A 23,961-nucleotide genomic window follows, 5' to 3' on the forward strand; every position below is an offset into this window, starting at 1 on the left:
GGGTGATTACGCCCGCCCGGCCAAACGCGGCGCCGATGACCGCGCGCCGCGTCGTTTCGACGAAGGTGGTGCACGGGGTGCACGGGGTGATTACGCCCGTCCGGCCAAACGTGGCGGTGAAGACGCACCACGAGGGCGCTTCGCCCGCGAGGACCACAATGCGCGTCCGGCACGCCCGGCACGCGCGGCGCGTGTCGAACGCGACGACGATGACGACATCAAGGTCCATCACGACGCGGCAGGCTCACTGCGCCTGTCCAAGCGCATGTCAGAGCTGGGCCTGTGCTCGCGACGTGAGGCGGATGAGTGGATTGCCAAGGGGTGGGTGCGCGTCGACGGCAAGGTCGTGACGGAACTCGGCACCAAGATTCTGCCGACGCAGGAAATCACGGTTGTCCAGGCCGCGCACAAGGAGCAGGCCAACCGCGTCACGATCCTGCTTCACAAGCCCGTGGGCTATGTCTCCGGACAAGCGGAAGACGGGTACGAACCCGCCGTCGTTCTGGTCACGCGAGAACACCATTGGGCCGAAGACGATGCCGGCGTGCGTTTCTCGCCATCGCACCTGCGTAGCCTGGCGCCCGCCGGGCGTCTCGATATCGATTCGACCGGCCTGCTCGTCCTGACGCAGGACGGGCGCATCGCCAAACAACTGATCGGCGAAGATTCCGAGATCGAGAAGGAGTATCTCGTGCGCGTGTCCTACAACGAGCATTCGCAGAACGTTCAGGCACACTTCCCGGCCGATCGCCTGGCGCTGCTGCGCCATGGACTGTCGCTCGACGACCAGCCGCTCAAGCCGGCCCAGGTCGACTGGCAGAATCCGGAGCAACTGCGATTCGTGCTCAAGGAAGGCAAGAAGCGTCAGATCCGCCGGATGTGCGACCTCGTCGGCCTGCACGTCACGGGACTCAAGCGCGTTCGCATGGGACGTATCACGCTCGGCAATCTGCCCGTCGGCGAGTGGCGCTACCTTCGCGCCGGCGAGGGATTCTGAGCGGAACGGCGACCTCGCCAATGAAGAAGCCCGCCAACAGGCGGGCTTTTTCTCGGCCATTTGCCGGTTACTCCGGTGTGCCGTCGCGCCGTCCCCACGCGGCGTCGGCGCAACGCCCGGCACCCGACCTCACCGCACGGCCCCGGCGTCAGGCCATCGACCGCTCGACCCGCCATGGCGTCTGAGATCGACGCGACAAATCAGTCGTCGCTCTTCGGATCGAGCCCCGGGAACAGGATCTCGGTAAAGCCGAACTTGCTGAAGTCGGTAATGCGCATCGGATACAACTTGCCGATGAGATGGTCGCACTCGTGCTGGACCACCCGCGCGTGGAATCCCTCGGCAATGCGATCGATGACACGTCCGTACTGATCGAACCCCTCATAACGCAGCATCGAATAACGGTTGACCATGCCTCGCAGCCCGGGAACCGACAGGCAACCCTCCCAGCCCTCTTCCATGTCCTGCGTCAGCGGCGTGATCACCGGATTGATGAGCACGGTCTCCGGCACTTCGGGGGCGTCGGGGTAGCGCTCGTTGTGCTCGAAACCAAAGATCACCACCTGCAGGTCGACGCCGATCTGCGGCGCGGCCAGTCCCGCGCCGTTGGCGTGCTTCATGGTGTCGAACATGTCGGCGACGAGTTCATGCAACTCGGGCGTATCGAAATGCTCCACGGCCTTGGCGAGGCGCAGCAAGCGCGGATCGCCCATCTTCAGAATGTCGCGAATCATCGATTGAGTCCTCACATCAAAGCGCGGCCAACATCGCGCGCATAGCGTCTTCGTCGAGCACCGGCACACCCAGCGACTCGGCCTTCGCCAACTTGCTCCCTGCGTCGGCTCCCGCCACGACATAATCGGTTTTCGCGGAAACCGAACCGGCAACCTTCGCCCCTTTTTCCTCGAGCATCGATTTCGCCTCGTCACGCGAAAGCGTCGGCAACGTCCCCGTCAGCACGAAGGTCTTGCCGGCCAACGGCAACGGGGCCGCCGCCGCCGGTTCCGACTCGGGCCAGGTGACGCCCGCCGCGCGCAGTTGCTCGATCACCTCGACATTATGCGGCTCACCGAAGAAATTGGCGATGGACTGGGCCACAATGGGTCCGACGTCAGGCACGGCGAGCAGTTCCTCGGTCGAGGCCGCCATCACATTGTCCAGCGTGCCGAAATGACGGGCGAGATCCTTCGCCGTCGCCTCACCCACATGCCGGATCCCCAGTGCGAAGATGAAGCGCGCGAGTGTAGTGTGACGCGCCGCCTCCAGCGCCGCCACCAGATTGGCCGCCGATTTGTCGGCCATGCGATCAAGCGCCGCCAGCTTGGCCACGCCGAGCTTGAACAGGTCGGCCGGCGTGCGAATGATGTGCTGGTCGACAAGTTGCTCGACGAGTTTGTCGCCAAGCCCTTCGATATCGAGCGCGCGGCGCTGCGCAAAGTGCAGCAAGGCCTGCTTGCGCTGCGCGGCGCAGATCAACCCGCCCGTGCAACGCGCGATGACCTCGTCGGGCAGCTTTTCGATGGCCGAACCGCACACCGGGCACGCCGTCGGCATCACAAACGCCCGCGCGTCGGCAGGACGTCGCTCCAGCACCGAACCGACCACCTCCGGAATCACATCCCCCGCACGGCGCACAATCACGGTGTCGCCGATCATGACATCCTTGCGCCGAATTTCGTCCTCGTTGTGCAGCGTGGCGTTCGTCACCGTCGCCCCGCCCACGAAGACCGGCGCCAGACGCGCCACCGGCGTGATCGCGCCCGTGCGCCCCACCTGCACCTCGATGTCGAGCAGCGTCGTGAGTGCCTCCTGCGCGGGAAATTTGTGCGCCAGTGCGAAGCGCGGCGCGCGTGACACGAAGCCGAGGCGCTCCTGCTCATCGCGTCGGTTGACTTTGTAGACCACGCCATCGATGTCGTACGGCAGCGACGGGCGCGCCTCGCCCACCGTTCGATAGAACGCGAGCAATCCGTGCGCCCCCTGCACCACCTCGCGACGGTCGTTGACCGGAATGCCCAGTGTGACGTACCAATCGAGCAGCGCGGAATGGGTCTGAGGCATCGGTGCGCCAACCAGTTCGCCGATCCCATAGGCAAAGAACGACAGCGGGCGCCTGGCGGTGATTCTCGAATCGAGCTGGCGCAGGCTACCGGCCGCCGCATTGCGCGGGTTGACGAAGACCTTCTCGCCGGCGGCTTCCTGCATCCGATTGAGCTTGTCGAAGTCAGCCCGGAACATCAGCACTTCGCCACGCACTTCAAGCACTTCGGGCGGATCGTCCGTCTCCAGGCGCAGCGGAATCTTCTTGATGGTGCGGATGTTGGCGGTCACGTCCTCGCCGGTCGTGCCGTCACCGCGCGTGGCTGCCTGCACGAGCACACCGCGCTCGTAACGCAGCGCGATCGCCAGGCCGTCGAACTTCAGCTCGGCCGCGTATTCGACCGGTGCGCCGAACAGATCGCCCGAGGCACCCGCCGCATTGCCATCGCGTAGCCCGTCCGTCACGCGACGATCGAACGCCTCGACGTCCTCGTCGGCAAAGCCGTTGTTCAGCGACAGCATGGGCACACGATGCACGACCGGAGCGAACCCCTCCACAGGCTTGCCGCCAACGCGCTGCGTGGGCGAATCGGCACGCTGCAATTCGGGGAAGCGGGCTTCGAGTGCGACGAGTTCGGCGAACAGACGGTCGTACTCGGCATCGGGAATCAGCGGGGCGTCCTCTTCGTAATAGGCGCGATTGTGTCGCGCCAACTCACGACGCAGCTCGGCGGCGCGCTGCGCGCCGACCGTCGCATCGTCAGACAAATGGGCGTTCGCGCCCTGACCCGGAACGGAAGTTTGGGACATGCGTGGAGACTCGGGTACGGGAATTCAGACCATTATGCCTTCGACGCACGCGCCTGCGCGCCGTCGAGAGCGGGAATCCTTCGGAACAAAAACGCCGCTCACCCGACGGTGAACGGCGTGCATCGAACAGGCAGGGCGCGACGGATATCGCCCGCCGCCTGCCGGCCTGTGCTTACTGGCTGAACAGACGGCGCGTGACGGGCGAGCCCGCCGGCAGTCCACGTGCCTCCAGGCGTTCGTAGAGCTTGAGAAGCTGCTTGTCGACGTTTTGCAGCGCAGCATCCGAGAGCGGTCGGCGCTGATCGTCCACCACCCGCCCGCCGATGCGCTGTCCGATGGAGCGCGCGTAATCGCACATCAGACGGAACGGCAGCAGGTCTTCGTCGGCCACCGGCACGTCCAGTAGCATGGTGATCAGGTCGCCGCCCTTATACGTCAGATCGTCGCGCAGAAAGTTGGTGTCGCCGAATTGCAGCATGAACACCGGGTTCTGGCGCGTGTCGAGCTTCACGAAGCGCATCCCGTCGCGCGAGAGCAACAGGCCGTCTTGCGTGGCCACCGCCTGCACATAATTGGCGGACCACGGCGCCCCATCGGAGAGCACGTTGACCGACAGTTGAGCGTCGCATTGCGCGGCAAAACTGTCCAGCTCGCGCGCTCGCGCCACCGTTTCCATCATGTCGGGCAATTCGGGCAATGCGTCGACGGCGTCCGCGAGCGTCTGGACGAGGTTCGAGAATTCGGAGAATTCGACCTCATTCAACGCCCCGGCCCGGTTGGCGAGCTGTACGGCCATGCGGAGCTGGTGGTAGCGACCGCCGGTGCGAATCAGTTCCCACGGCGAATGCTCGTCCGCACGGCCTTCGATGTTGACCGGCTTGCTGCCGGCGCGGCGCATGCGCATGGTCAACGGCATGAGACGCTCGGCGGCAATCACGTTCGCCAACGGCAACGCCACGATGCAGTCGATGCGCTCGTCGATGACCGCCGGCGGACCGCTCGGCGTCGCCTGGCGAGTGGCGGCCGCGGGCACCGCCGGCGCGGCCGGCGAGGCGGGCACCTCCGCCGTATCGGAGGTCGCAACGGTATCGGCGGCGGCATGGGCACCATCGGTCTTTGCAACGGGTTCCGCGTCCGGCGCACCGGCTACCGACGCGGCTGCCCCCGCGGGTGCGGCGTCGACGGTATCGTCCGCGGCGAGTTCGGCATCCATGCGCGCCACCGCGCCGGCGGCGGCCGCTTGTTCCGCATCGCGCGCCGCCTCACCGGCAGAGGCGCCGCCGACGTGGGGCGCGGCGGCGGGGGTATTGCCCGACGGCACGCTTGCCTCATGCGCAGCGACGACACCGCCTGCCTCGCTTGCGGCGGCCTTCTCGGCCGCTTCCTGCGCCGCCCGCTTGCGCGCGGCAGGCGGGGCGTCCCAGGCGTCTTCATTGATGGCAAACGCGTCCTGCACGGACGTGCCGGCAACCGTCGCCGGGCCCAGCGTCGGCTCGCGACGCTCCCCCGACTGTGCCGGCACTCGCGGCGGCGACAGCGTGGGCTCGATAAACGGGCGATCGTCGTCCGCGTCCGGCGCGCCGGCCGTCGCATCGATGCCCGCGCCATCGGCCGGCATGCGACGCGGTATGCGCGCACGCGCCTTGCTGCCTTGCCAGGCGTTATAAGCCACTACCCCCAGCAGTACCACTACCCCTGCGGCAATCAAACTAAGCTGCAGTTCATTCATGCGCGGCGTTCCTCTCTCTTCTCCATCGTGGGCGCGGGGTCAGGCGATCTCGGCCAGATTGATCGCTGACTCCATGTCCACCGCCACGATCCGCGACACCCCTTGTTCCTGCATGGTGACGCCGATGAGCTGATTGGCCATTTCCATCGCGATTTTGTTGTGCGAAATAAATACGAATTGGGTGCGGTCCGACATGCGCGCCACCATCTTGGCATAGCGCTCGGTGTTGGCGTCATCGAGCGGCGCGTCCACCTCGTCCAGCAGACAGAACGGCGCCGGATTGAGCTGGAACATCCCGAACACCAGCGCAATGGCCGTGAGCGCCTTTTCCCCACCAGACAGCAAATGAATCGTGGAGTTCTTCTTGCCTGGCGGCTGCGCCATCACCTGCACGCCGGCGTCGAGAATTTCGTCGCCGGTCATGATGAGCTTTGCCTGGCCGCCGCCGAACAGCATCGGGAACAGTTCGCCGAAATGCTTGTTCACTTCGTCGAACGTGCCCTGCAGCAGTACGCGCGTCTCTTCGTCGATCTTGCGAATCGCGCCTTCGAGCGTTTCGATGGCGTCGTTCAGATCGGCTGACTGGGCGTCGAGGAAGACCTTGCGCTCGCGCGCCGTTTCCAGTTCCTCGAGCGCCGCCATGTTGACCGGGCCGAGCGCGTTGATGGCGTTGTTGATGCGCGTGACTTCGCCCTGCAGATACGACGGCTTCATATCCGCCGTGAGCTTGGCCGACAATGCCTCTTCGTCGACTTGCGCAGTCGTGAGTTGCTCGGCGAACTGCTCGCGGTTCAAGCGCGCGGCCTGCTCCTTGAGCTGCAATTCCGTAATGCGGTCGCGCAGCGGTTGCAACCCACGCTCCGCCGCCAGACGCTCCTCGTCGCTTTGACGCAGCTTCTGCGTGAGGGCCTCCAGCTCCATGCGGGCGGCCCCGAGAATCTCTTCCTTCTCGGCGCGAAGCTCCAGCGCGTCCTGCAAGCCGTTCTCCGCTGTCTGCTCGGTGATTTGCGCGAGCTCGGCCTGCGCCTGCTCGATCGAGACGACCAGACGCTCGGCCTGCTCCAGCGCCGTCTGAATACTGCGGCGATGCTCGTCGATCTTGCTCGCGATCCCTTTCTGCCCGTAAGTCGCGTCCTGCGCGAGACGTTCGAGCTCGCGCGCGCGGTTACGAGCGTCGGACAGTTGACTGTCGAGCGATTCGAACTCGAGCTGACCGTCTTCGAAAGTGGCCTGCAACTCGGCCAGCCGGGCATCGCTGTGCTCGAAGTTCGCTTCCGACTCGGCGCGCATGGCCAGTTGCTCTTCGATCTGGGCCGCGATTTCGCGCAGTTCCTCGTCGATCTGCGAGCTGCGCGCGTTATAGCGCTCGTAGGCCTGAGTCAGCTTGAGTACGTCCAGCTGCAACGCATGCACGCGCTGCGTGGCGCGCTCGGCGCGCCCGCGCACCTCCGTGAGCGACTGGGCGGCCTGGCTGTAGGCGGCTTCCGCACGCACGGCCGCCGACTTGGCTTCGTCCGAGAGCAGCGCCTGCGCGCGCAGTTGCTTGCCGAGATTCTCGATTTCCTGCTGACGCGCGAGCAAACCGGCCTGCTCGGAGTCGGCGGCATATAGCTGCACGCCCACGCGGGTGACCTGATGCCCGGCCTTGACGACAATCGATGCCCCTTCGGGCAACTGCGCGCGGGCCGTCATCGCCTGTGCGAGGTCGTCGGCGACGTATGTGTGACCGAGCCATTCCTGCAACACGGCGCGCAGGCCCGGATCGTCGATGCGCAACAGCGAGAGCAGCGGACGCAGCGAGGCCGGCGCCTCCGGTGGTCGCGCGGCCGGCGGCGGCGAGTAGAACGCCAGCTTGGCCGGCGGAGCGTCGCTCGCGAAGGCCTTCACCCAGTCGAGGTTGCTGATTTCCAGCGCGGCAAGGCGCTCGCGCAGTACCGATTCGAGCGCGTTTTCCCAACCCGGCTCGATATGCAGTTTCTTCCAAAGTCGCGGCAGTTGCGCCAGCTCGTGCTTGTCGAGCCACGGCTGCACCTTGCCCTCGGTCTGCACGCTTTCCTGAAGCTGCTTGAGCGCACTCAGGCGAGCCTCGAGCTGCGCGATGGTCGCCGCCTCGGACTGGACCCGGGCCTGCGCCTCGGCGCGCTCCGCCTCCAGACGCGGCAGCCGTTCCTGCGCCTCGGCAAGCTCGGCCTGCGCATCCTCGAGCATCGCCTGATGTTCGGCGAGTTCGGCGCGCTGCATCTCCAGCTCGGCCTCGTCGGGCTTGTCGAGCCCACGCGCCTCACCTTGCAAGCGCTCCTGACGCTGCTGCAGTTGCTGCAGGGCCTGGTCGGCGTTGCGTTGGTGCGCGGCTTCGAGTTTCAGGCTCTGCTCGACCTGTGCGATCTCGCTGCGCTGCTCGTTGAGCAGGTTCTGCGCGTCGCGCCAGCGTGACTCCAGTGCAGGCAGGGCGTCGTTCTGTTCGGCCGCCTGATCCTGGGCCGTCGCCGCCCGCTCCTCCGCGATGACCAGTTCTTCCTCGGCAAGGGCCAGCGCCTCTTCCGATTGCGCACAGCGGGCCTGCCACTGTTCGCGTTGCGAGGTCAGCGCCGCCAGTTGCGCCTGCACGCGATTGCGCGACTCCACAACGTAACGGATCTCCGCTTCGAGGCGGCTCACCTCCGAATTCGCCTCGTACATGGCGCTCTGGGCGGCCTGCACGGCATCGGTGGCGGTGTAATGCGCGGCGCGCAGCGTTTCGAGGTCGGACTCCGACCCGCGCAAACGCGCCATCTGCGCCTCCAGGTCGACCTGTGCCGACTCGATGGCGCGTTGCTGGCGTTCCTGTTCGTTCTGGGCCTCGTTCTTGCGCAACAGCCACAACAGTTGCTGCTTCTCTTCGCCGTCGCGCTGCAAGTCCTTGAATCGATTGGCCACGACGGCCTGCGATTCCAGCTTTTCGAGGTTGGTGCCGAGTTCGCGCAGGATATCTTCCACGCGGGTGAGGTTCTCACGCGTGTCCTGCAGACGATTCTCGGTCTCGCGGCGTCGTTCCTTGTACTTGGAGACACCCGCGGCTTCTTCGAGGAATACGCGCAGTTCTTCCGGCTTGGCCTCGATGATGCGCGAGATCATGCCCTGCCCGATGATGGCGTAGGCGCGCGGCCCGAGGCCGGTCCCGAGGAAGATGTCCTGGATGTCGCGGCGACGCGCCGGGAGATTGTTGATGTAGTAGCTGGAGGTCCCGTCGCGCGTGAGCACACGCTTGACGGCGATCTCGGCGTATTGGCTCCACTGCCCGGCGGCACGTCCGGCGCTGTTGTCGAACACGAGCTCGACGCTGGCGCGGCTTGCCTGCTTGCGGGCGGTCGACCCGTTGAAAATCACGTCCTGCATCGATTCGCCGCGCAGCTCCGAGGCGCGCGACTCGCCGAGCACCCAGCGCACGGCGTCGATGATGTTGGACTTGCCGCACCCGTTCGGGCCGACAATGCCGACCAGTTGACCGGGCACCGCAAAATTCGTCGGATCGACGAACGACTTGAAGCCAGCGAGTTTGATGGATGTCAGACGCACGGCAGGTTCGCTTTTTCGGTCATTGAATGAGAGGAAAGACGCGGAACGCGCTAGCTGGTCCTGTCTGGCCTCGCGCACGCTGGCGCGCGCAGGCCGCATTTCTTGCTGATTACAGCGGTATCACGACGGTACGCATCATACCATCGCATCCCCCGCCGTCGCGGATTTACAACGCCCCGGATCCGGCAAAATACCCGACAGCACGCCGGCCGCCACGATGCACAACCCGCCCGCGATTTCCCGGGCCCCCAATCCTTCGCTCGCCAGCCACCAGGACGAGATCGCCGCCACCACGATTTCGAAAAGCATGATGAGCGCCGCCTGGTTCGCCGGCACCCGCGCCAGTCCGAACTGGACGATCACGTTGGTCAGGGCGATCGTGCAACCCAGCGCCAGCGCGACGGACGCCGCACCCGCGTCCGATGCCAGGGCCGAGATGGCGGCATGCCCGCTTTGCACGCCGCCGTCGAAGGGCATGACCAGCAGCCCGCCGACCACGCACCCGAGATACAGGGTCCAGCTTCGCATCTCCGCCCGCACGTCGGGCAATGCCTGGCTCACACGACGCAGCAGCACGTTATTGAGCGCAAAGGCCGCGCCCGCAACGGCGCCGGCCCATTCGCCCGCGTTGTTGGGCACCGGCCAGCCCAGCTCGGGCGACCAGAGCATCAGCCCCGCCCCGCCCAGCGCCAGCGCGATGAGCCCACCCCCGCGCAGGCCGACCCGCTCGCCGAGCAGCCAATGGGCGAAGAGCGCCGTCCAGACCGGGGTCAGGTAGAAGAGCAGCAACACCCGCATCACATGGCCGTGCGTGGTACCCCATACGAAGGCGACGTTGGTGGTCCCGCCGGCGAACGCCACGCCCACGAGCAGCCACGACCAGCGCAGCGTGTCAAGCGAGCGGCGATAGACGAGCGTGAGCAGCAACAGGGCCACGCCGGCGGTGCATATCTGCGCGGGAATCGCAGCCACGCCCCACTGGGCCAGCACGCGATAGGGAAACCAGGCCAGGCCCCACACCGACGAACCGATGAGAATGGCCAGGGCAGGTGCCGCCCGGGTGCGCAACGAGACCCCGGAAGTCGAAGCCGGGCCGTGCGCGCCGTTGCCGGCTACGGTCATACTGCTCTCTCCTGAAAAACCTGAGATACTCCGCCGGCTTGCCCCACTGGCGCCTCGGAATATGCTGAATTACGCGGCGCGCGCGCTTTGGGCGCGCCGTGACGGTATAATTTTCGCTTCGCCGATCTTGCCATTCTTGCGCGCGTCCGGGAACCCCTTTCTCCGTCGCCTCGCCTGATGTCGTGAATCAGCGAGGTTTGATAGCGGGCCGCCGCCGTGCTCCCGGACGACTTGAGCAAGCCCGGCCCCCGGGGAACGTGTCGCCGCAAAACGCGCCGGACGCCGGAAAGTCGCCAATCTCGTCCAGCCGCCGCGTGCGGCTCCGAATCGCCGTGAACGCTGCCCTCACCGGCAGTGCGAACCCTAGCCCTGAGTCTGTTTGAATTCTCGTGAACCCATTACTCGACAAGCTCCAGCCCTACCCCTTTGAACGCCTGAAGTCGCTCGTGGCGGACGTCACGCCCGCCGCCGCGTACAAGGCCGTCAGCTTCGGCATCGGGGAGCCCAAGCACCCAACGCCGCAATTCATCAAGGAAGCGCTGATCGAAGGTCTGGGCGGTCTCTCGAACTACCCCGCCACGGCGGGCGGCGAGCCGCTGCGCGCGGCGATCGCGCAGTGGCTGGAGCGCCGCTACGCGCTGCCGAATGTAAATCCGGCGACCGAAGTCCTGCCCGTGACCGGCTCACGCGAAGCGCTGTTCTCGTTCGCCCAGGCGGTCGTCGACGGCAGCAAGCCCGGCGCCCGCGTGATGTGCCCGAATCCGTTCTATCAGATCTACGAGGGCGCCACGCTGCTCGCCGGCGCAACGCCCTATTACGTCGACAGCGACCCGGCGCGCAATTTCGCGCCGGACTACGACAGCGTGCCGGCCGACGTCTGGCGCGATGTCCAGCTGGTCTACCTCTGCTCGCCGGGCAACCCGACGGGCGCCGTGCTGGGTCTGGCCGACTGGAAGCGCCTGTTCGAACTCTCGGACGAATACGGCTTCGTGATCGCGTCCGACGAGTGCTACTCCGAAATCTACTTCGACGAAGAGCGCGCACCGCTGGGCGGCCTCGCGGCGGCCCATCAGCTCGGCCGCGGTTTCGAGCGCCTGGTCGTGTTCTCGAGCCTGTCCAAGCGCTCCAATGTGCCGGGCATGCGCTCCGGTTTCGTGGCCGGCGACGCCGCGATTCTCAAGAAATTCCTGCTGTACCGCACGTACCACGGCTGTGCCATGAGCCCGGCCGTGCAGGCGGCGAGCGTGGCCGCGTGGAACGACGAGGCCCATGTGCGCCTGAACCGCAGCAAGTACCTGAAGAAGTTCCAGACCGTCACGCCGATGCTCGCCGAAGTGCTCGACGTGCGACTGCCGGATGCGGGCTTCTACCTGTGGGCCAAGGTCGACGCCAGGACAGGCCTGTCCGATACGGAATTCACGCGTCGATTGCTGGCGCAATACAATGTGGCCGTACTGCCCGGTTCGTATCTGGGCCGCGCCGCACACGGCGCGAACCCCGGCGAGCACTATGTTCGCATCGCCCTCGTGGCCGACGTGGACGAATGCACCGAAGGCGCGCAGCGCATCGTGCAGTTCTGCCAATCCCTTTAATTCCAACTGCAACTGATTCTCGCCATGTCGCAACAACTGCAAACCACCATCGATCAAGCCTGGGAAAACCGTGCCGAGATTTCGGCCAAGTCGGCACCCGCCGACGTACGTGAGGCCGTCGCCCACGTCATTGCCGAACTGGACAAGGGCGCCCTGCGCGTGGCCCAGAAGCATGACGGCAAGTGGATCGTGAACCAGTGGATCAAGAAGGCCGTGCTGCTGTCGTTCCGCCTGGAAGACAACGCCGTGATGCCCGCCGGCGGCTTCAGCCAGTTCTACGACAAGGTGCCGAGCAAGTTCGCCAGCTACACCGCGGAAGACTTCGCCCGCGGCGGCTTCCGCGTGGTGCCGCCGGCCGTCGCACGCCGCGGCTCGTTCATCGGCAAGAACGTGGTGCTCATGCCCTCGTACACGAACATCGGCGCGTATGTCGACGAAGGCACGATGGTCGACACCTGGGCCACGGTCGGCTCCTGCGCGCAGATCGGCAAGAATGTTCACCTCTCGGGGGGCGTCGGTATCGGCGGTGTGCTCGAGCCGCTGCAGGCCAACCCGGTCATCATCGAAGACAACTGCTTCATCGGCGCGCGCTCGGAAGTCGTGGAAGGCGTGATCGTGGAGGAGAACTCGGTAATCTCGATGGGCGTATATCTGGGTCAGTCGACCAAGATCTACGACCGCGAAACCGGCGAAGTGCACTATGGTCGCGTGCCGGCCGGCTCTGTGGTCGTGCCGGGCAACCTGCCCTCGAAGGACGGCAAGTACAGCCTGTACTGCGCCGTGATCGTGAAGAAGGTCGACGCCCAGACGCGCGCCAAGACCGCCATCAACGATCTGCTGCGCGGCGAGTAATCCCGCGAGGCTTTGACGGGGCATCGCTGTCGCTCGCGCGGCAGCGGTGCCTCCGACTTGCAGTCCCGAGACACCAGGAGTTCAGGCGATGACGGCAGTGCTTTACGGCATTCCCAACTGCGATACCGTGAAGAAGGCGCGCACATGGCTCGACGAGCACGGCGTGGCGTACGAATTTCACGACTTCAAGAAGGCAGGCGTGAACGACGCACTGCTGGGCACCTGGCTGGCCCAGGTGCCGCTTGCCACCTTGCTCAACCGCAAGGGCACCACATGGCGCAAGCTCTCGCCCGAACAGCAGGCTGCGGCCGCCGACGCGTCGGCGGCACGCGCCCTGATGATCGAGAACCCGTCGCTCATCAAGCGCCCCGTGCTGGTGGCCGACGGCAAGGTTTCCGTGGGCTTCACGCCCGACAGCTACGCTTCACGATTCTGACTTCATGACTTCCTCCCAGGGCGCCACGCTGGCGCTTACCGAGCAACTGATCGCCCGTCACTCGGTGACGCCCGAAGACCGCGACTGCCAGACGATCCTCGCGCGCCGCCTCGAGGCGATCGGCTTCGCGTGCGAGACCATCGCCTCGAATGGCGTGACCAACCTCTGGGCGCTCAAGCGGGGCACGCGCGGCACCGATGGCAAGCTGCTCGTCTTCGCCGGTCATACCGATGTCGTCCCGACCGGGCCGCTCGATCAATGGCATTCCGACCCGTTTGCACCGACGCATCGCGACGGCATGCTCTACGGCCGGGGCGCCGCCGACATGAAGACCTCGCTCGCCGCGTTCGTGGTCGCGTCGGAGGAATTCGTCGCCCGGCATCCCGCGCACGAGGGCTCCATCGGCTTCCTCCTCACGAGCGACGAGGAAGGCCCGGCCACCGACGGCACGGTAAAGGTCGTCGAGGCGCTGAGCGCGCGTGGCGAGCGACTGGACTACTGTGTGGTCGGCGAGCCGACGTCGAGCCAGCGCCTGGGCGACATGGTCAAGAACGGTCGGCGCGGATCGATGTCCGGCAAGCTCGTGATCAAGGGCGTGCAAGGCCACATCGCCTACCCGCATCTGGCGAAGAACCCGACGCATCTGTTTGCACCGGCGCTCGCCGAACTCACGCAAACGGTGTGGGACAACGGTAACGAGTATTTCCCGCCCACCACCTGGCAGATTTCGAACATTCATGCCGGCACGGGCGCGACCAACGTCATTCCCGGCGAGCTGACGGTGATGTTCAATTTCCGCTTCTCGACGGCGAGCACCTCGGACGGCCTGCAAAAGCGCGTCCACGAACTGCTCGACCGCCACGGCCTGACGTACACGCTCGACTGGTCGATCAGCGGCCAGCCGTTCCTCACGCCGCGTGGCGACCTCTCGCAGGCGCTCTCGAGTGCCATTCGCGAGGAAACGGGCCTGGAGACCGAATTGTCGACGACCGGCGGCACTTCCGACGGCCGATTCATTGCGCGCATCTGCCCGCAGGTGATCGAGTTCGGGCCATGCAATGCGAGCATCCACAAGATCGACGAGCATATTGCGGTGGCCGACATCGAACCGCTCAAGAACATTTATCGCGGGGTGTTGGCGCGTCTGGTGGCCTGAGGCTTCCGACACAACGACCGGCACGAGACATTCACCATGACACCCCAAGCCACTCACCCTTTCCGCACGCTGCGCGATCTGCTGCGCTACGCCGTCTCTCGCTTCACCGAGGCGGAACTGGCCTTCGGCCACGGCACGGCGACCGCCTATGACGAAGCGGCGTATCTGCTGCTGCACACGCTGCATCTGCCGATCGACACGCTCGACCCATTTCTCGACGCCCGCTTGCTGCCCGAGGAAATCGAGCGTGCACTGTCCGTCATCAACCGTCGCGCGGGCGAACGCGTGCCGGCGTCGTACATCACCAACGAGGCCTGGATGCACGGCCACCGGTTCTACGTCGACGAGCGTGTCATCGTGCCGCGCTCGTTCGTCGGCGAACTGCTCGAAGACGCGCTGCAACCCTGGGTCGACCATCCCGACGACGTCGCCGACGTCCTGGAGCTCTGCACCGGTTCGGGCTGCCTTGCGATCCTTGCGGCCGAAACCTTCCCGGCGGCTCGAATCGACGCCGTCGACATCTCCGCCGACGCGCTGGCCGTCGCCGCCATCAACGTGGCCGACTATGGCCTCGAAGACCGTATCGCGCTGCATCACGACGATCTTTACGCGCCGCTGCCCAAAGGCAAGCGCTACGAAGTCATCATCACCAACCCGCCGTACGTGAACGAAGGGTCGATGCAGGTGCTGCCGGCCGAATATCTCCATGAACCGCGTCTGGCGCTCGCCGGAGGCGACGACGGCATGGATGTGGTCCGACGCATCATTGCCGGCGCGCGCGAGCACCTCACGGATAACGGGGTGCTGGTCGTCGAGATCGGCAACGAACGGCATTTCGTGGAAGCCGCCTTCCCCGATCTGCCGATGACCTGGCTCGCCACGAGCGCAGGCGACGATATGGTCTTCCTCGTTCAGGCCGCCGACCTGTCCTGAGTGCGTGCCGAAACAGCCGAGGGCGGTCGCGACTGCCCCCGGATACGCCTCGCCTAACTTCACGCCCTCCGGTTACACTCGGGTTCCCGGGCCAGCGCGGCTCACGGTATGGAGGAAGGTAACCGCCCATGGTGCTCAACTGGCTCGACGTCGGCTTTGCCGTCGCCTGCATCCATGCACTCGGGATCGCCGCCGCGATCCACGCCGTTCTGACGGTGCGCACGTCGCAAGGCGCTGTCGCGTGGGCGGTATCGCTCGTGACGATGCCCTACCTCACGCTCATCCCCTACCTCTTCCTTGGCCGGTCCAAGTTCATCGGCTACGTGGAAGCGCGCCGCGCACGCAACCAGGTCCTGCAGTCGCGCATGGGCGAGACGCAGTGGAGCGGCGAGCCGCCTGTCGCCGTGGAAGCCCACCCCGAGTTCGCCGCACTCACGGCGATGACCGGCATGTCGTTCGTCGCGGGCAACCGGGTGCGTCTGCTCGTCAATGGCCGGGCAACGTTCGACGCGATCTTTGCCGCCATCGACCGGGCGCGCGACTACGTGATCGTCCAGTTCTTCATCGTCAAGGACGATGCCCTCGGCCGCGCGCTGGCCGCACGCCTGCTCGCCCGCGCCGCCACGGGCGTGAAGGTCTACTTCCTCTACGACCGCATCGGCAGCCACGACCTGCCACGCAGCTACTGCGAGAAGCTGCGCCAGGGCGGCGTACTCGTGCATGAATTCGCCGCCGCCAGGCGCGGCATCTTCGTCAATCGTTTCCAGCTCAACTTCCGCAACCACCGCAAGATCGTGGTGATCGACGGCAATGAAGCGTTCATCGGCGGGCATAACGTCGGCGTGGAGTACCTCGGCGAGAAGCCGCCACTGGCGCCCTGGCGCGACACGCACATTTCCGTGCGCGGCCCGGCGGTAGTCGGCATTCAACGTGCGTTTGCCGAAGACTGGCACTGGAGTACGGGCCTCGTGCCCGAGCTCAACCGGCAGCCGGTCGCGTCCGGCGAGGACATGCACTGTCAGGTGGTGCCGAGTGGCCCGGCGGATCGCCTCGAGACCTCGTCGCTGTTCTTCGTCAATGCGATCAACGCGGCGCAAAAGCGCGTGTGGCTCACCACCCCCTACTTCGTGCCGGACGAAGCTGTGTTTTCTGCGCTGCGCCTGGCGGTGCTACGCGGCGTCGACGTCCGTCTGCTGATCCCCGATCGCGCCGATCACTACGTGGTGTTCGAGGCGACCACGTCCTATGCCTTCGAGGCGGCGCGCAGCGGCATCCACGTCTATCGCTACCATCACGGCTTCATCCATCAGAAGGTCGTGCTGATCGATGACAGCGCCGCCGCCGTCGGCAGCGCCAATCTCGACAACCGCTCGTTCCGGTTGAACTTCGAGATCATGCTCCTGACGGTCGACCGGGCGTTTGCCGACGACGTCGCTTACATGCTGGCAGACGATTTCGGCAAGGCGTCGCTGCTCAACAAGGACGACTTCCGCCTGATTCCCCGGTGGCGGCAACTCGCCATGCGCATTGCGCGACTGTTCGCGCCCATCCTGTGAAAGCCGGCCGTGGGCAACAGCCGACGCCGTTCCCCGAGCGCCGCATCGCCGCACCGCCGCAATAGATTTCCGCCTCGGGCATGACACCCGGTAAAATGCGCGTTTGGCCGCCAGTGCGCGGCCCGGCTCGTATGCTTACCACCCTCCCGTGATCCGATTCGAACACCTCACCCTCGCACGCGGCACCAAACCGCTTTTCGAGGACACCTCCGTCACGCTCAACCCCGGCGAGCGCGTCGGTCTCGTGGGCGCCAACGGCGCCGGCAAGTCCACACTGTTTGCCCTGTTGCGCGGCCAGTTGCACGCCGACGGTGGCGACGCCTTCGTGCCGGGCCACTGGCGCGTTGCACACGTCATGCAAGAGACGCCCGCCGTCGAACGCACCGCGCTCGCGTATGTGCTCGACGGCGATACACGCCTGCGCGATATCGAAGCGACGATTGCCGCTGCCGAAGCCGCGCATGACGGCCACGCGCAGGCCGAGGCCCACGCCGCCTTCGCCGACGCCGACGGCTACACCGCGCCCGCACGCGGCGAGGCGCTGCTGCTTGGCCTGGGTTTCACGCTCGCTCAGACGCAACTGCCCGTTGCCAGCTTCTCCGGCGGATGGCGCATGCGCCTGAATCTGGCGCAGGCGCTCATGTGCCCGTCGGACCTGCTGCTGCTCGACGAACCGACCAACCACCTGGACCTGGACGCGATCGTCTGGCTCGAGGACTGGCTCAAGCGCTATGCGGGCACGCTCATCGTGATCTCGCACGATCGCGAATTCCTCGACGAGGTCTGCAACGTCACGCTTCACATCGAAAACCAGCAGATCAAGCGCTACGGCGGTAACTACAGCCAGTTCGAAATCCTGCGCGGCCAACAACTGGCGCTGCAACAAAGCGCGTTCGACAAGCAACAGAAGACGATTGCCCACCTCGAGTCGTACATCACGCGCTTCAAGGCCAAGGCATCGAAGGCGCGCCAGGCGCAAAGCCGCATGAAGGCCCTCGAAAAGATGGAGCGCATCGCGCCCGCGCACGTCGCGTCGCCGTTCACATTCGAGTTCCGCCCCGCCGACAGCGCCCCGAACCCGATGCTCGTGCTCGAAGGCGTGCGTTGCGGATATACGCTCGACGACGGCAGCGAGAAAGTCATCCTGCCGCACGTCACGATGTCGGTGCAGAACGAGCAACGCATCGGTCTGCTCGGCGCCAACGGGCAAGGCAAGTCGACCCTGATCAAGACGCTTGCCAACACGCTCGCGCCGCTGTCCGGGGTCGTGAAGACCGGCAAGGGATTGCAGATCGGGTATTTCGCGCAGCATCAGGTCGAAACGCTGCGACACGACGACTCGCCGCTGCAGCACCTTCAGCGCCTGGCCCCCGACACGCGCGAGCAGGAGTTGCGCGACTTCCTCGGTGGCTTCAACTTTCGTGGCGACATGGCGACGTCGTCGATCGCGCCCTTCTCCGGCGGCGAGAAGGCGCGGCTCGCGCTGGCGCTCATCATCTGGCAAAAGCCGAACCTGTTGCTGCTCGACGAGCCGACGAACCACCTGGACCTCGAGACGCGCCACGCGCTGACAATGGCCCTTGCCCAGTTCGACGGCACGCTGATCCTCGTCTCGCACGACCGGCATCTGCTGCGCGCGACGACCGATCAGTTTCTGCTCGTGGCCGCCGGCGAAGTCAAACCCTTCGATGGCGACCTCGACGACTACCGCGACTGGCTGCTGCAGCACGCGGCCGACCAACGCGCCGCCGCGCGCGAGGCGAGCACCGGCTCGAGCGGCGACGGCATGCAGGCGGGCGACGGTGCCAATCGCAAGGACCAGAAGCGCGCCGAGGCGCAGGAGCGCCAACGGCTGTCACAACTGCGCAAACCGTTGCAGCGCAAGATCGAAAAACTGGAGCAGTCGATGGCGAAGCTCTCGGACGAGAAAGCCAGACTCGACGCCATCCTTGCGGACAGCGGCACGTACGAAGAGGCAAAAAAGACGCTGCTGACCGACAGTCTGAAGCAACAGGCGGAAGTCACGAACCGGCTCTCGGACGTCGAAGCCGAATGGCTCGAGGCCCAGGAAGCGCTCGAACAGATCGTCTGACGGGACGTCGCTCGTGCCCGCTGTGCCGCTGTGCCGCTGTGTCGCCCAGCGGCCACAAAGAAAAAGCCCGGTCACGCAGACCGGGCTTTTTTGTTCGCCAGATTCAGCGAAGTCGGCACGTTCGCCGCGAGCGCGTGCGACTACAATCCGGCCACGACCGAAATCGCCTGCTCCAGACGGTCGACGGCATGCACTTCAAGACCGTCGATGGGTTGTTTCGGCGCGTTCGCCTTCGGAATGATGGCAATCGAGAAGCCGAGCTTCGCGGCTTCCTTGAGACGATCCTGCCCCCGCGGGCTCGGCCGGATTTCCCCGGCCAGCCCGACTTCGCCAAACGCGACGATGCCGCGCGGCAAGGGCTTGTTGCGCAGCGACGAGTGGATCGCCAGCAGCACGGCCAGGTCGGCCGCCGGCTCCGAAATCTTCACACCGCCCACGGCATTGAGGAACACATCCTGATCGAAGCAGGCGATGCCGGCGTGACGATGCATGACCGCCAGCAACATCGCCAGCCGGTTCTGCTCCAATCCCACCGCCAGACGACGCGGATTCGGCACCTGCGCCGTATCCACCAGCGCCTGCACTTCGACGAGCAGCGGACGGGTGCCCTCCTGGGTCACCAGCACGCAGGAGCCCGGCACGCTCTGCTCATGCTGCGAAAGGAACAGGGCCGACGGATTCGCCACCCCGCGCAGCCCTTTTTCCGTCATGGCGAAAACGCCCAGTTCGTTGACCGCGCCGAATCGATTCTTGAACGCGCGAACGAGGCGATAGGACGAATGCGTGTCGCCTTCGAAATACAGCACGGTGTCGACGATGTGTTCAAGCACGCGTGGCCCGGCCAGACTGCCCTCCTTCGTCACGTGGCCGACCATGATGACGGTCACGCCGCTTTGCTTCGCACTGCGTGTGAGTTGGGCCGCACACTCGCGCACCTGGGCCACCGAACCGGGCGCCGAGGTGAGGGCTTCGGAGTAAATGGTCTGGATCGAATCGATCACCACGACATCCGGCTTTTCCGATTCGATCGCGCCGAGAATCTTCTCCAACTGGATTTCGGCAAGCAGATCGAGCTCACCGCCGCCCTCGCCCGCCGCACCGAGGCCCAGTCGCTGCGCGCGCAGCGCAATCTGCGCGCCGGACTCTTCGCCGCTCACGTAAAGCGCGCGGCGCTCGCGCGCCAGATGCGCCAGGGACTGGAGCAGCAGCGTCGACTTGCCGATCCCGGGATCGCCGCCGATCAGCACCACGCCGCCGGCGACGAGCCCGCCGCCGAGCACCCGGTCGAATTCGCTCACACCGCTGGAAAATCGCGGCACGTCGGCCGCTTCGATCTGCGCGAGCTTGCGCACCGGCGTGCTCTTGGCGAGCGACTGGTACCGGTGGCCGGTCGACGTTTCGGCCACCGACTCGACGAGGGTATTCCAGCCGTTGCAGTTGGGACATTGCCCCGCCCACTTGGGCGTCTGCCCGCCGCACTCGGTACAGATATAGACAGTCTTGGCTTTGGCCATGCGTGGAGATCCCGTCGTGACGCTCAGTTCGCGTGCACCGGCACGCGGCGCGCCACGGCGCACATGAGCTCGTAGCCGAGCGTGCCCGCCGAGGCCGCCACTTCGTCGATGCTCAGGCCACGGCCCCAGAGCGTGACCGGCGTGCCGACGCGAGCCTGCGGCACCGGCGTGAGATCGACCGCGAGCATGTCCATCGAGACGCGCCCCACCGTGCGCGTACGCACCCCGTCGACCAGCACGGGCGTGCCCGTGGGCGCGACGCGCGGATAGCCATCGGCGTAACCACAGGCCACCGTGCCCACGCGCATCGGCGCATCGGCGCGGAACAGGCTGCCGTAGCCGACCGAGCCGCCGGCCGGCACTTCCTGGGTACCGATCAGCTCGGCTTCGAGCGTCATCGTGGGTTGCAGATCGAGTTCCGCCGCAGGCACGTCGACGCCCTTGGGCGAGGAACCGTAGAGCATGATGCCCGGGCGCACCCAGGCGCCATGCGTGCCCGGATGAAACAAGGTGGCCGCCGAGTTGGCCAGGCTGCGCTCGCCCGGCACGTCGCAGGCGCCGCGCTCGAACGCCTCCATCTGATAGGCGATGCCGCGCGGACCGTCGGCATCCGAGAAGTGCGTCATCAACACGATCTGGCTCACGCCGGGAATCGCACGGGCGCGCTCCCATGCGGCACGAAAACGCTCTGGCGCGAACCCCAGGCGGTTCATGCCGGAGTTCATCTTGAGCTGCACGTTGAGCGGCTTGGTCAGCCGCGTGGTCTCGAGCATACGCAGCTGCTCGTCGCAGTGCACCGTGGTCGTCAGGCCGTACTTGTCGACGACGGCAAGATCCTCGGGCTTGAAAAAGCCCTCCAGCAGCAGAATCGGGCCGGCCCATCCGAGCTCGCGAAGCCGAACGGCCTCGTCGAGGTCGAGCAGGCCGAAGCCATCGGCGTCGCGCAACCCGGGATAGGCGTTCTCGATGCCGTGCCCGTAGGCGTTGGCCTTGACCACCGCCCAGACCTTGGCGTGGGGCGCGTGGCGGCGGGCGACATCGAGATTATGGGCAAGCGCTGCGGTGTGAATGGAGACTTTGATCGGACGGGGCATGGGCGGAAACGGAATCGGAGGAGAAGCTTGCCGGGACAGGCCGACGGCATAACGCATGGGCATATTTTCGTGTTATAAAGCCGTGCGCACAACTTGTTTTGCCGAAATCTTTCTCCCGATAAGAATATGGGTCTCAGACCGAGGGCGACCGGGCGCCCGACACGGGGGCTTCGAGACCGAATATACGGTCGAAAGACGTCATTTGGATGGTCGAAGCGCGCAGATACCCCTGTGTTCAAGCCCGGTTTCTTCCCGTATGGGGGCCCCACTCGGGCACCGCGGATTCCGACAACCGAGACACGCAAGTTTTACGCCGCACGGGATCGACTCAAGTACCGATGAAGAAAGGCTTTTACACCATCATGGCCGCGCAGTTTTTTTCGTCGCTGGCCGACAATGCACTGCTCATTGCCGCAATCGCTCTCCTGAAGGACCTGCATTCACCGCAGTGGATGACCCCGCTGCTCAAGCTCTTCTTCGTTCTCTCGTACGTCATTCTCGCTGCCTATGTGGGCGCGTTCGCCGACTCGATGCCCAAGGGCAAGGTCATGTTCATCAGCAACTCGATCAAGGTCGCGGGCTGTCTGATGATGCTGTTCGGCTCGCATCCGCTGATCGCCTATGGCGTCGTGGGCTTCGGCGCTGCCGCCTATTCGCCGGCGAAGTACGGGATCCTGACCGAACTGCTCCCCGCCGAGCGGCTCGTGGCCGCCAACGGATGGATCGAAGGGCTGACCGTCAGCTCGATCATTCTCGGCACGGTGCTCGGTGGCGCGCTCATCAGCCCCCACATCGCCGAATGGATACTGCACCGCACCCCTGAGGTGATCAGTTCGCCGGCAATGGCCGCGATGGTCGTCATCATGGGCATTTACGTGATTGCGGCGTTGTTCAACCTTCGCATTCCCGATACGGGCGCCCGCTATGCGCGCCAGGAGCGCAACCCCGTCAAGCTCGTCTCCGATTTCGCCGATTGCTTCGTCACGCTGTGGCGCGACAAGCTCGGCCAGATCTCGCTGGCCGTCACCACGCTCTTCTGGGGCGCCGGCGCCACGCTGCAGTTCATCGTGCTGCGCTGGGCCGAGAAGGCGCTTGGCATGACGCTGTCCGAAGGCGCGATCCTGCAGGCCGTCTCGGCGGTCGGCGTGGCGATCGGGGCGATCGTCGCCGCGTCGCGCATTCCCCTCAAGCGCTCGCTCTCGGTGCTGCCGGTCGGCATCGCCATGGGGATCGCGGTGATGGCGATGGCCTTCTTCTCGAAGGACCTGCTGCCGTGGGGCACCGAGTGGAAGGTGCCGCTCTACCTGATCATCTCGTACATCTTCCTCATCATCGTTGGCGCGCTCGCAGGCTTTTTCGTGGTGCCGATGAACGCGCTGCTCCAGCACCGCGGCCACGTGCTGCTCTCGGCCGGTCACTCCATCGCCGTCCAGAACTTCAACGAGAACCTGTCGGTGCTCGTGATGCTCTGCCTCTACGCGCTGCTGATCTGGTGCAACGTGCCGGTCGGGGTCGTCATCGTTCTGTTCGGTGTGTTCGTCTCGGGCACGATGTGGCTCGTGATGAAGCGTCACCAGGCCAACCAGCGCGAATTCGATTCGGTCGCGCTCATTGGCGAAGTCAAGCATTGATATGAATTCGCGTCAGTCGTCCGCCCATCCCATTCCCATCGCCCTCACCATCGCCGGCTCGGACTCCAGCGGCGGTGCGGGCATTCAGGCCGATCTCAAGACGTTCTCCGCGCTCGGCGCCTATGGCGCCAGTGTGATCACCGCCCTCACCGCGCAGAACACGCGTGGCGTCACGGGCATTCACACGCCGCCCGCGAGCTTCGTGAGCGCACAGATGGACGCCGTGTTCCAGGACCTCGATGTCGATGCCGTCAAGCTCGGCATGCTGGCCAACGCCGAGGTCGTGCGCGCCGTCGCCGCCGGATTGCGCACCTACAAGCCCCGCTTCGTCGTGCTCGATACCGTGATGATCTCCAAGAGCGGGCACGCGCTGCTGCTGCCCGACGCGGTGGCCGCCCTGCGTGACGAATTGCTGCCGCTCGCCGATCTCATTACGCCGAATCTGCCGGAGGCGGCGGCACTGCTCGGCGTCGAGCCGGCCACCGACGAGAGCGAGATGGAGCAGCAGGCGCAGGCCTTGCGCGCCCTGGGGGCGCGCAACGTGCTGGTCAAAGGGGGGCATCTCGCAGGCGACCTGAGCCCGGACTGGCTGGTGAGCGCCGCAGGCGTGCAACGTTTCAACGCACCGCGCATTGCCGCGCACAACACGCATGGCACCGGCTGCACGTTGTCCGCAGCCCTTGCGGCACTGCGCCCATGCCGCACCGACTGGTCCGACACGGTGCGCGACGCCAAGGCCTATCTCAATGGCGCGCTCGCCGCGAGCGACGATCTGCGCATCGGTCACGGTATCGGGCCGGTACATCACTTCCATGCGGTCTGGCCCAAGCGCTGACACGCGCCGCAGGCGGA

Annotated in this window: 17 protein-coding genes; 10 read left to right on the top strand and 7 right to left on the bottom strand. The window is 65.7% G+C overall.

The window, feature by feature from the left end:
• Positions 1 to 997, top strand: a 997-nt coding sequence (locus tag W930_RS0113100; protein ID WP_152552658.1) for a pseudouridine synthase, incomplete at its 5' end; no start/stop codon positions are given.
• 200 nt (positions 998 to 1,197) lie between these two features.
• On the opposite strand, the gene def is transcribed toward W930_RS0113100, so the two are convergent.
• From def to W930_RS27270, 5 genes are all read right to left on the bottom strand, one after another.
• Complete coding sequence (def, locus tag W930_RS0113105) at positions 1,198 to 1,731, bottom strand: peptide deformylase (protein ID WP_023596253.1); 534 nt, start codon at positions 1,729 to 1,731, stop codon at positions 1,198 to 1,200.
• 16 nt (positions 1,732 to 1,747) lie between these two features.
• On the bottom strand, positions 1,748 to 3,847 hold the full coding sequence (ligA, locus tag W930_RS0113110; protein WP_023596254.1) for an NAD-dependent DNA ligase LigA: 2,100 nt from the start codon (positions 3,845 to 3,847) through the stop codon (positions 1,748 to 1,750).
• A 172-nt stretch (positions 3,848 to 4,019) separates the two neighbouring features.
• Positions 4,020 to 5,576 carry a cell division protein ZipA C-terminal FtsZ-binding domain-containing protein gene (locus W930_RS0113115; protein ID WP_023874154.1) on the bottom strand — a complete coding sequence of 519 codons (1,557 nt, stop codon included), beginning with the start codon at positions 5,574 to 5,576 and terminating at the stop codon, positions 4,020 to 4,022.
• Positions 5,577 to 5,615: 39 nt separating this feature from the next.
• A complete protein-coding gene (gene smc, locus W930_RS0113120) occupies positions 5,616 to 9,131 on the bottom strand; it encodes a chromosome segregation protein SMC (RefSeq protein ID WP_023874153.1) in 3,516 nt (1,171 codons plus the stop codon).
• A gap of 135 nt (positions 9,132 to 9,266) precedes the next feature.
• On the bottom strand, positions 9,267 to 10,253 hold the full coding sequence (locus W930_RS27270) for a DMT family transporter (RefSeq protein ID WP_023596257.1): 987 nt from the start codon (positions 10,251 to 10,253) through the stop codon (positions 9,267 to 9,269).
• Positions 10,254 to 10,642: 389 nt separating this feature from the next.
• On the opposite strand from W930_RS27270, the gene dapC reads away from it, so the two are divergent.
• The 7 genes from dapC (at position 10,643) to W930_RS0113160 (ending at position 18,870) form a co-directional block, all read left to right on the top strand.
• Positions 10,643 to 11,845 carry a succinyldiaminopimelate transaminase gene (gene dapC, locus W930_RS0113130; protein ID WP_023596258.1) on the top strand — a complete coding sequence of 401 codons (1,203 nt, stop codon included), beginning with the start codon at positions 10,643 to 10,645 and terminating at the stop codon, positions 11,843 to 11,845.
• A 24-nt stretch (positions 11,846 to 11,869) separates the two neighbouring features.
• On the top strand, positions 11,870 to 12,697 hold the full coding sequence (gene dapD / locus W930_RS0113135; protein ID WP_023596259.1) for a 2,3,4,5-tetrahydropyridine-2,6-dicarboxylate N-succinyltransferase: 828 nt from the start codon (positions 11,870 to 11,872) through the stop codon (positions 12,695 to 12,697).
• 88 nt (positions 12,698 to 12,785) lie between these two features.
• A complete protein-coding gene (locus tag W930_RS0113140) occupies positions 12,786 to 13,133 on the top strand; it encodes an ArsC family reductase (protein ID WP_023596260.1) in 348 nt (115 codons plus the stop codon).
• Positions 13,134 to 13,137: 4 nt separating this feature from the next.
• Positions 13,138 to 14,289 carry a succinyl-diaminopimelate desuccinylase gene (gene dapE / locus W930_RS0113145; RefSeq protein WP_023596261.1) on the top strand — a complete coding sequence of 384 codons (1,152 nt, stop codon included), beginning with the start codon at positions 13,138 to 13,140 and terminating at the stop codon, positions 14,287 to 14,289.
• Positions 14,290 to 14,325: 36 nt separating this feature from the next.
• Positions 14,326 to 15,222: a 50S ribosomal protein L3 N(5)-glutamine methyltransferase gene (gene prmB, locus W930_RS0113150; RefSeq protein ID WP_028731034.1), complete on the top strand. Its 897-nt coding sequence runs from the start codon at positions 14,326 to 14,328 to the stop codon at positions 15,220 to 15,222.
• A 128-nt stretch (positions 15,223 to 15,350) separates the two neighbouring features.
• Positions 15,351 to 16,778 (top strand): cardiolipin synthase, encoded by a 1,428-nt coding sequence (gene cls, locus W930_RS0113155; protein WP_023596263.1) that lies wholly within the window; start codon positions 15,351 to 15,353, stop codon positions 16,776 to 16,778.
• A gap of 148 nt (positions 16,779 to 16,926) precedes the next feature.
• The gene (locus tag W930_RS0113160; RefSeq protein WP_023874152.1) at positions 16,927 to 18,870 is read left to right on the top strand and encodes an ATP-binding cassette domain-containing protein; all 1,944 of its coding nucleotides are present in this window, start codon (positions 16,927 to 16,929) and stop codon (positions 18,868 to 18,870) included.
• A gap of 140 nt (positions 18,871 to 19,010) precedes the next feature.
• Here the strand turns inward: W930_RS0113160 and radA are convergent, their stop codons facing one another.
• Together radA and alr are read right to left on the bottom strand one after the other, a co-directional pair.
• Positions 19,011 to 20,384, bottom strand: coding sequence for a DNA repair protein RadA (gene radA / locus W930_RS0113165; protein ID WP_023874151.1), 1,374 nt, complete (start codon positions 20,382 to 20,384; stop codon positions 19,011 to 19,013).
• Between the two features lie 23 nt (positions 20,385 to 20,407).
• Positions 20,408 to 21,478, bottom strand: a complete 1,071-nt coding sequence (alr, locus tag W930_RS0113170; protein ID WP_023874150.1) for an alanine racemase — start codon at positions 21,476 to 21,478, stop codon at positions 20,408 to 20,410.
• Between the two features lie 338 nt (positions 21,479 to 21,816).
• Here alr and lplT point away from each other — a divergent pair, with 338 nt between their 5' ends.
• Both lplT and thiD read left to right on the top strand, forming a co-directional pair.
• Positions 21,817 to 23,109 (top strand): lysophospholipid transporter LplT, encoded by a 1,293-nt coding sequence (lplT, locus tag W930_RS0113175; protein WP_023596267.1) that lies wholly within the window; start codon positions 21,817 to 21,819, stop codon positions 23,107 to 23,109.
• A gap of 1 nt (position 23,110) precedes the next feature.
• Positions 23,111 to 23,944, top strand: a complete 834-nt coding sequence (thiD, locus tag W930_RS0113180) for a bifunctional hydroxymethylpyrimidine kinase/phosphomethylpyrimidine kinase (protein WP_023596268.1) — start codon at positions 23,111 to 23,113, stop codon at positions 23,942 to 23,944.
• Positions 23,945 to 23,961 lie beyond the last annotated feature (17 nt).

The sequence above is a fragment of the Pandoraea sp. E26 genome, from assembly GCF_000681415.1.
Taxonomy (GTDB): Bacteria; Pseudomonadota; Gammaproteobacteria; order Burkholderiales; family Burkholderiaceae; genus Pandoraea; species Pandoraea pnomenusa.

What these genes read in the sequence shown, in the direction of transcription:
- def (WP_023596253.1), bottom strand. Translation starts at nt 1,731, where the DNA reads ATGATTCGCGACATTCTGAAGATGGGCGATCCGCGCTTGCTGCGCCTC.
- ligA (WP_023596254.1), bottom strand. Translation starts at nt 3,847, where the DNA reads ATGTCCCAAACTTCCGTTCCGGGTCAGGGCGCGAACGCCCATTTGTCT.
- W930_RS0113115 (WP_023874154.1), bottom strand. Translation starts at nt 5,576, where the DNA reads ATGAATGAACTGCAGCTTAGTTTGATTGCCGCAGGGGTAGTGGTACTG.
- W930_RS27270 (WP_023596257.1), bottom strand. Translation starts at nt 10,253, where the DNA reads ATGACCGTAGCCGGCAACGGCGCGCACGGCCCGGCTTCGACTTCCGGG.
- dapD (WP_023596259.1), top strand. Translation starts at nt 11,870, where the DNA reads ATGTCGCAACAACTGCAAACCACCATCGATCAAGCCTGGGAAAACCGT.
- W930_RS0113140 (WP_023596260.1), top strand. Translation starts at nt 12,786, where the DNA reads ATGACGGCAGTGCTTTACGGCATTCCCAACTGCGATACCGTGAAGAAG.
- dapE (WP_023596261.1), top strand. Translation starts at nt 13,138, where the DNA reads ATGACTTCCTCCCAGGGCGCCACGCTGGCGCTTACCGAGCAACTGATC.
- prmB (WP_028731034.1), top strand. Translation starts at nt 14,326, where the DNA reads ATGACACCCCAAGCCACTCACCCTTTCCGCACGCTGCGCGATCTGCTG.
- cls (WP_023596263.1), top strand. Translation starts at nt 15,351, where the DNA reads ATGGTGCTCAACTGGCTCGACGTCGGCTTTGCCGTCGCCTGCATCCAT.
- radA (WP_023874151.1), bottom strand. Translation starts at nt 20,384, where the DNA reads ATGGCCAAAGCCAAGACTGTCTATATCTGTACCGAGTGCGGCGGGCAG.
- alr (WP_023874150.1), bottom strand. Translation starts at nt 21,478, where the DNA reads ATGCCCCGTCCGATCAAAGTCTCCATTCACACCGCAGCGCTTGCCCAT.
- lplT (WP_023596267.1), top strand. Translation starts at nt 21,817, where the DNA reads ATGAAGAAAGGCTTTTACACCATCATGGCCGCGCAGTTTTTTTCGTCG.
- thiD (WP_023596268.1), top strand. Translation starts at nt 23,111, where the DNA reads ATGAATTCGCGTCAGTCGTCCGCCCATCCCATTCCCATCGCCCTCACC.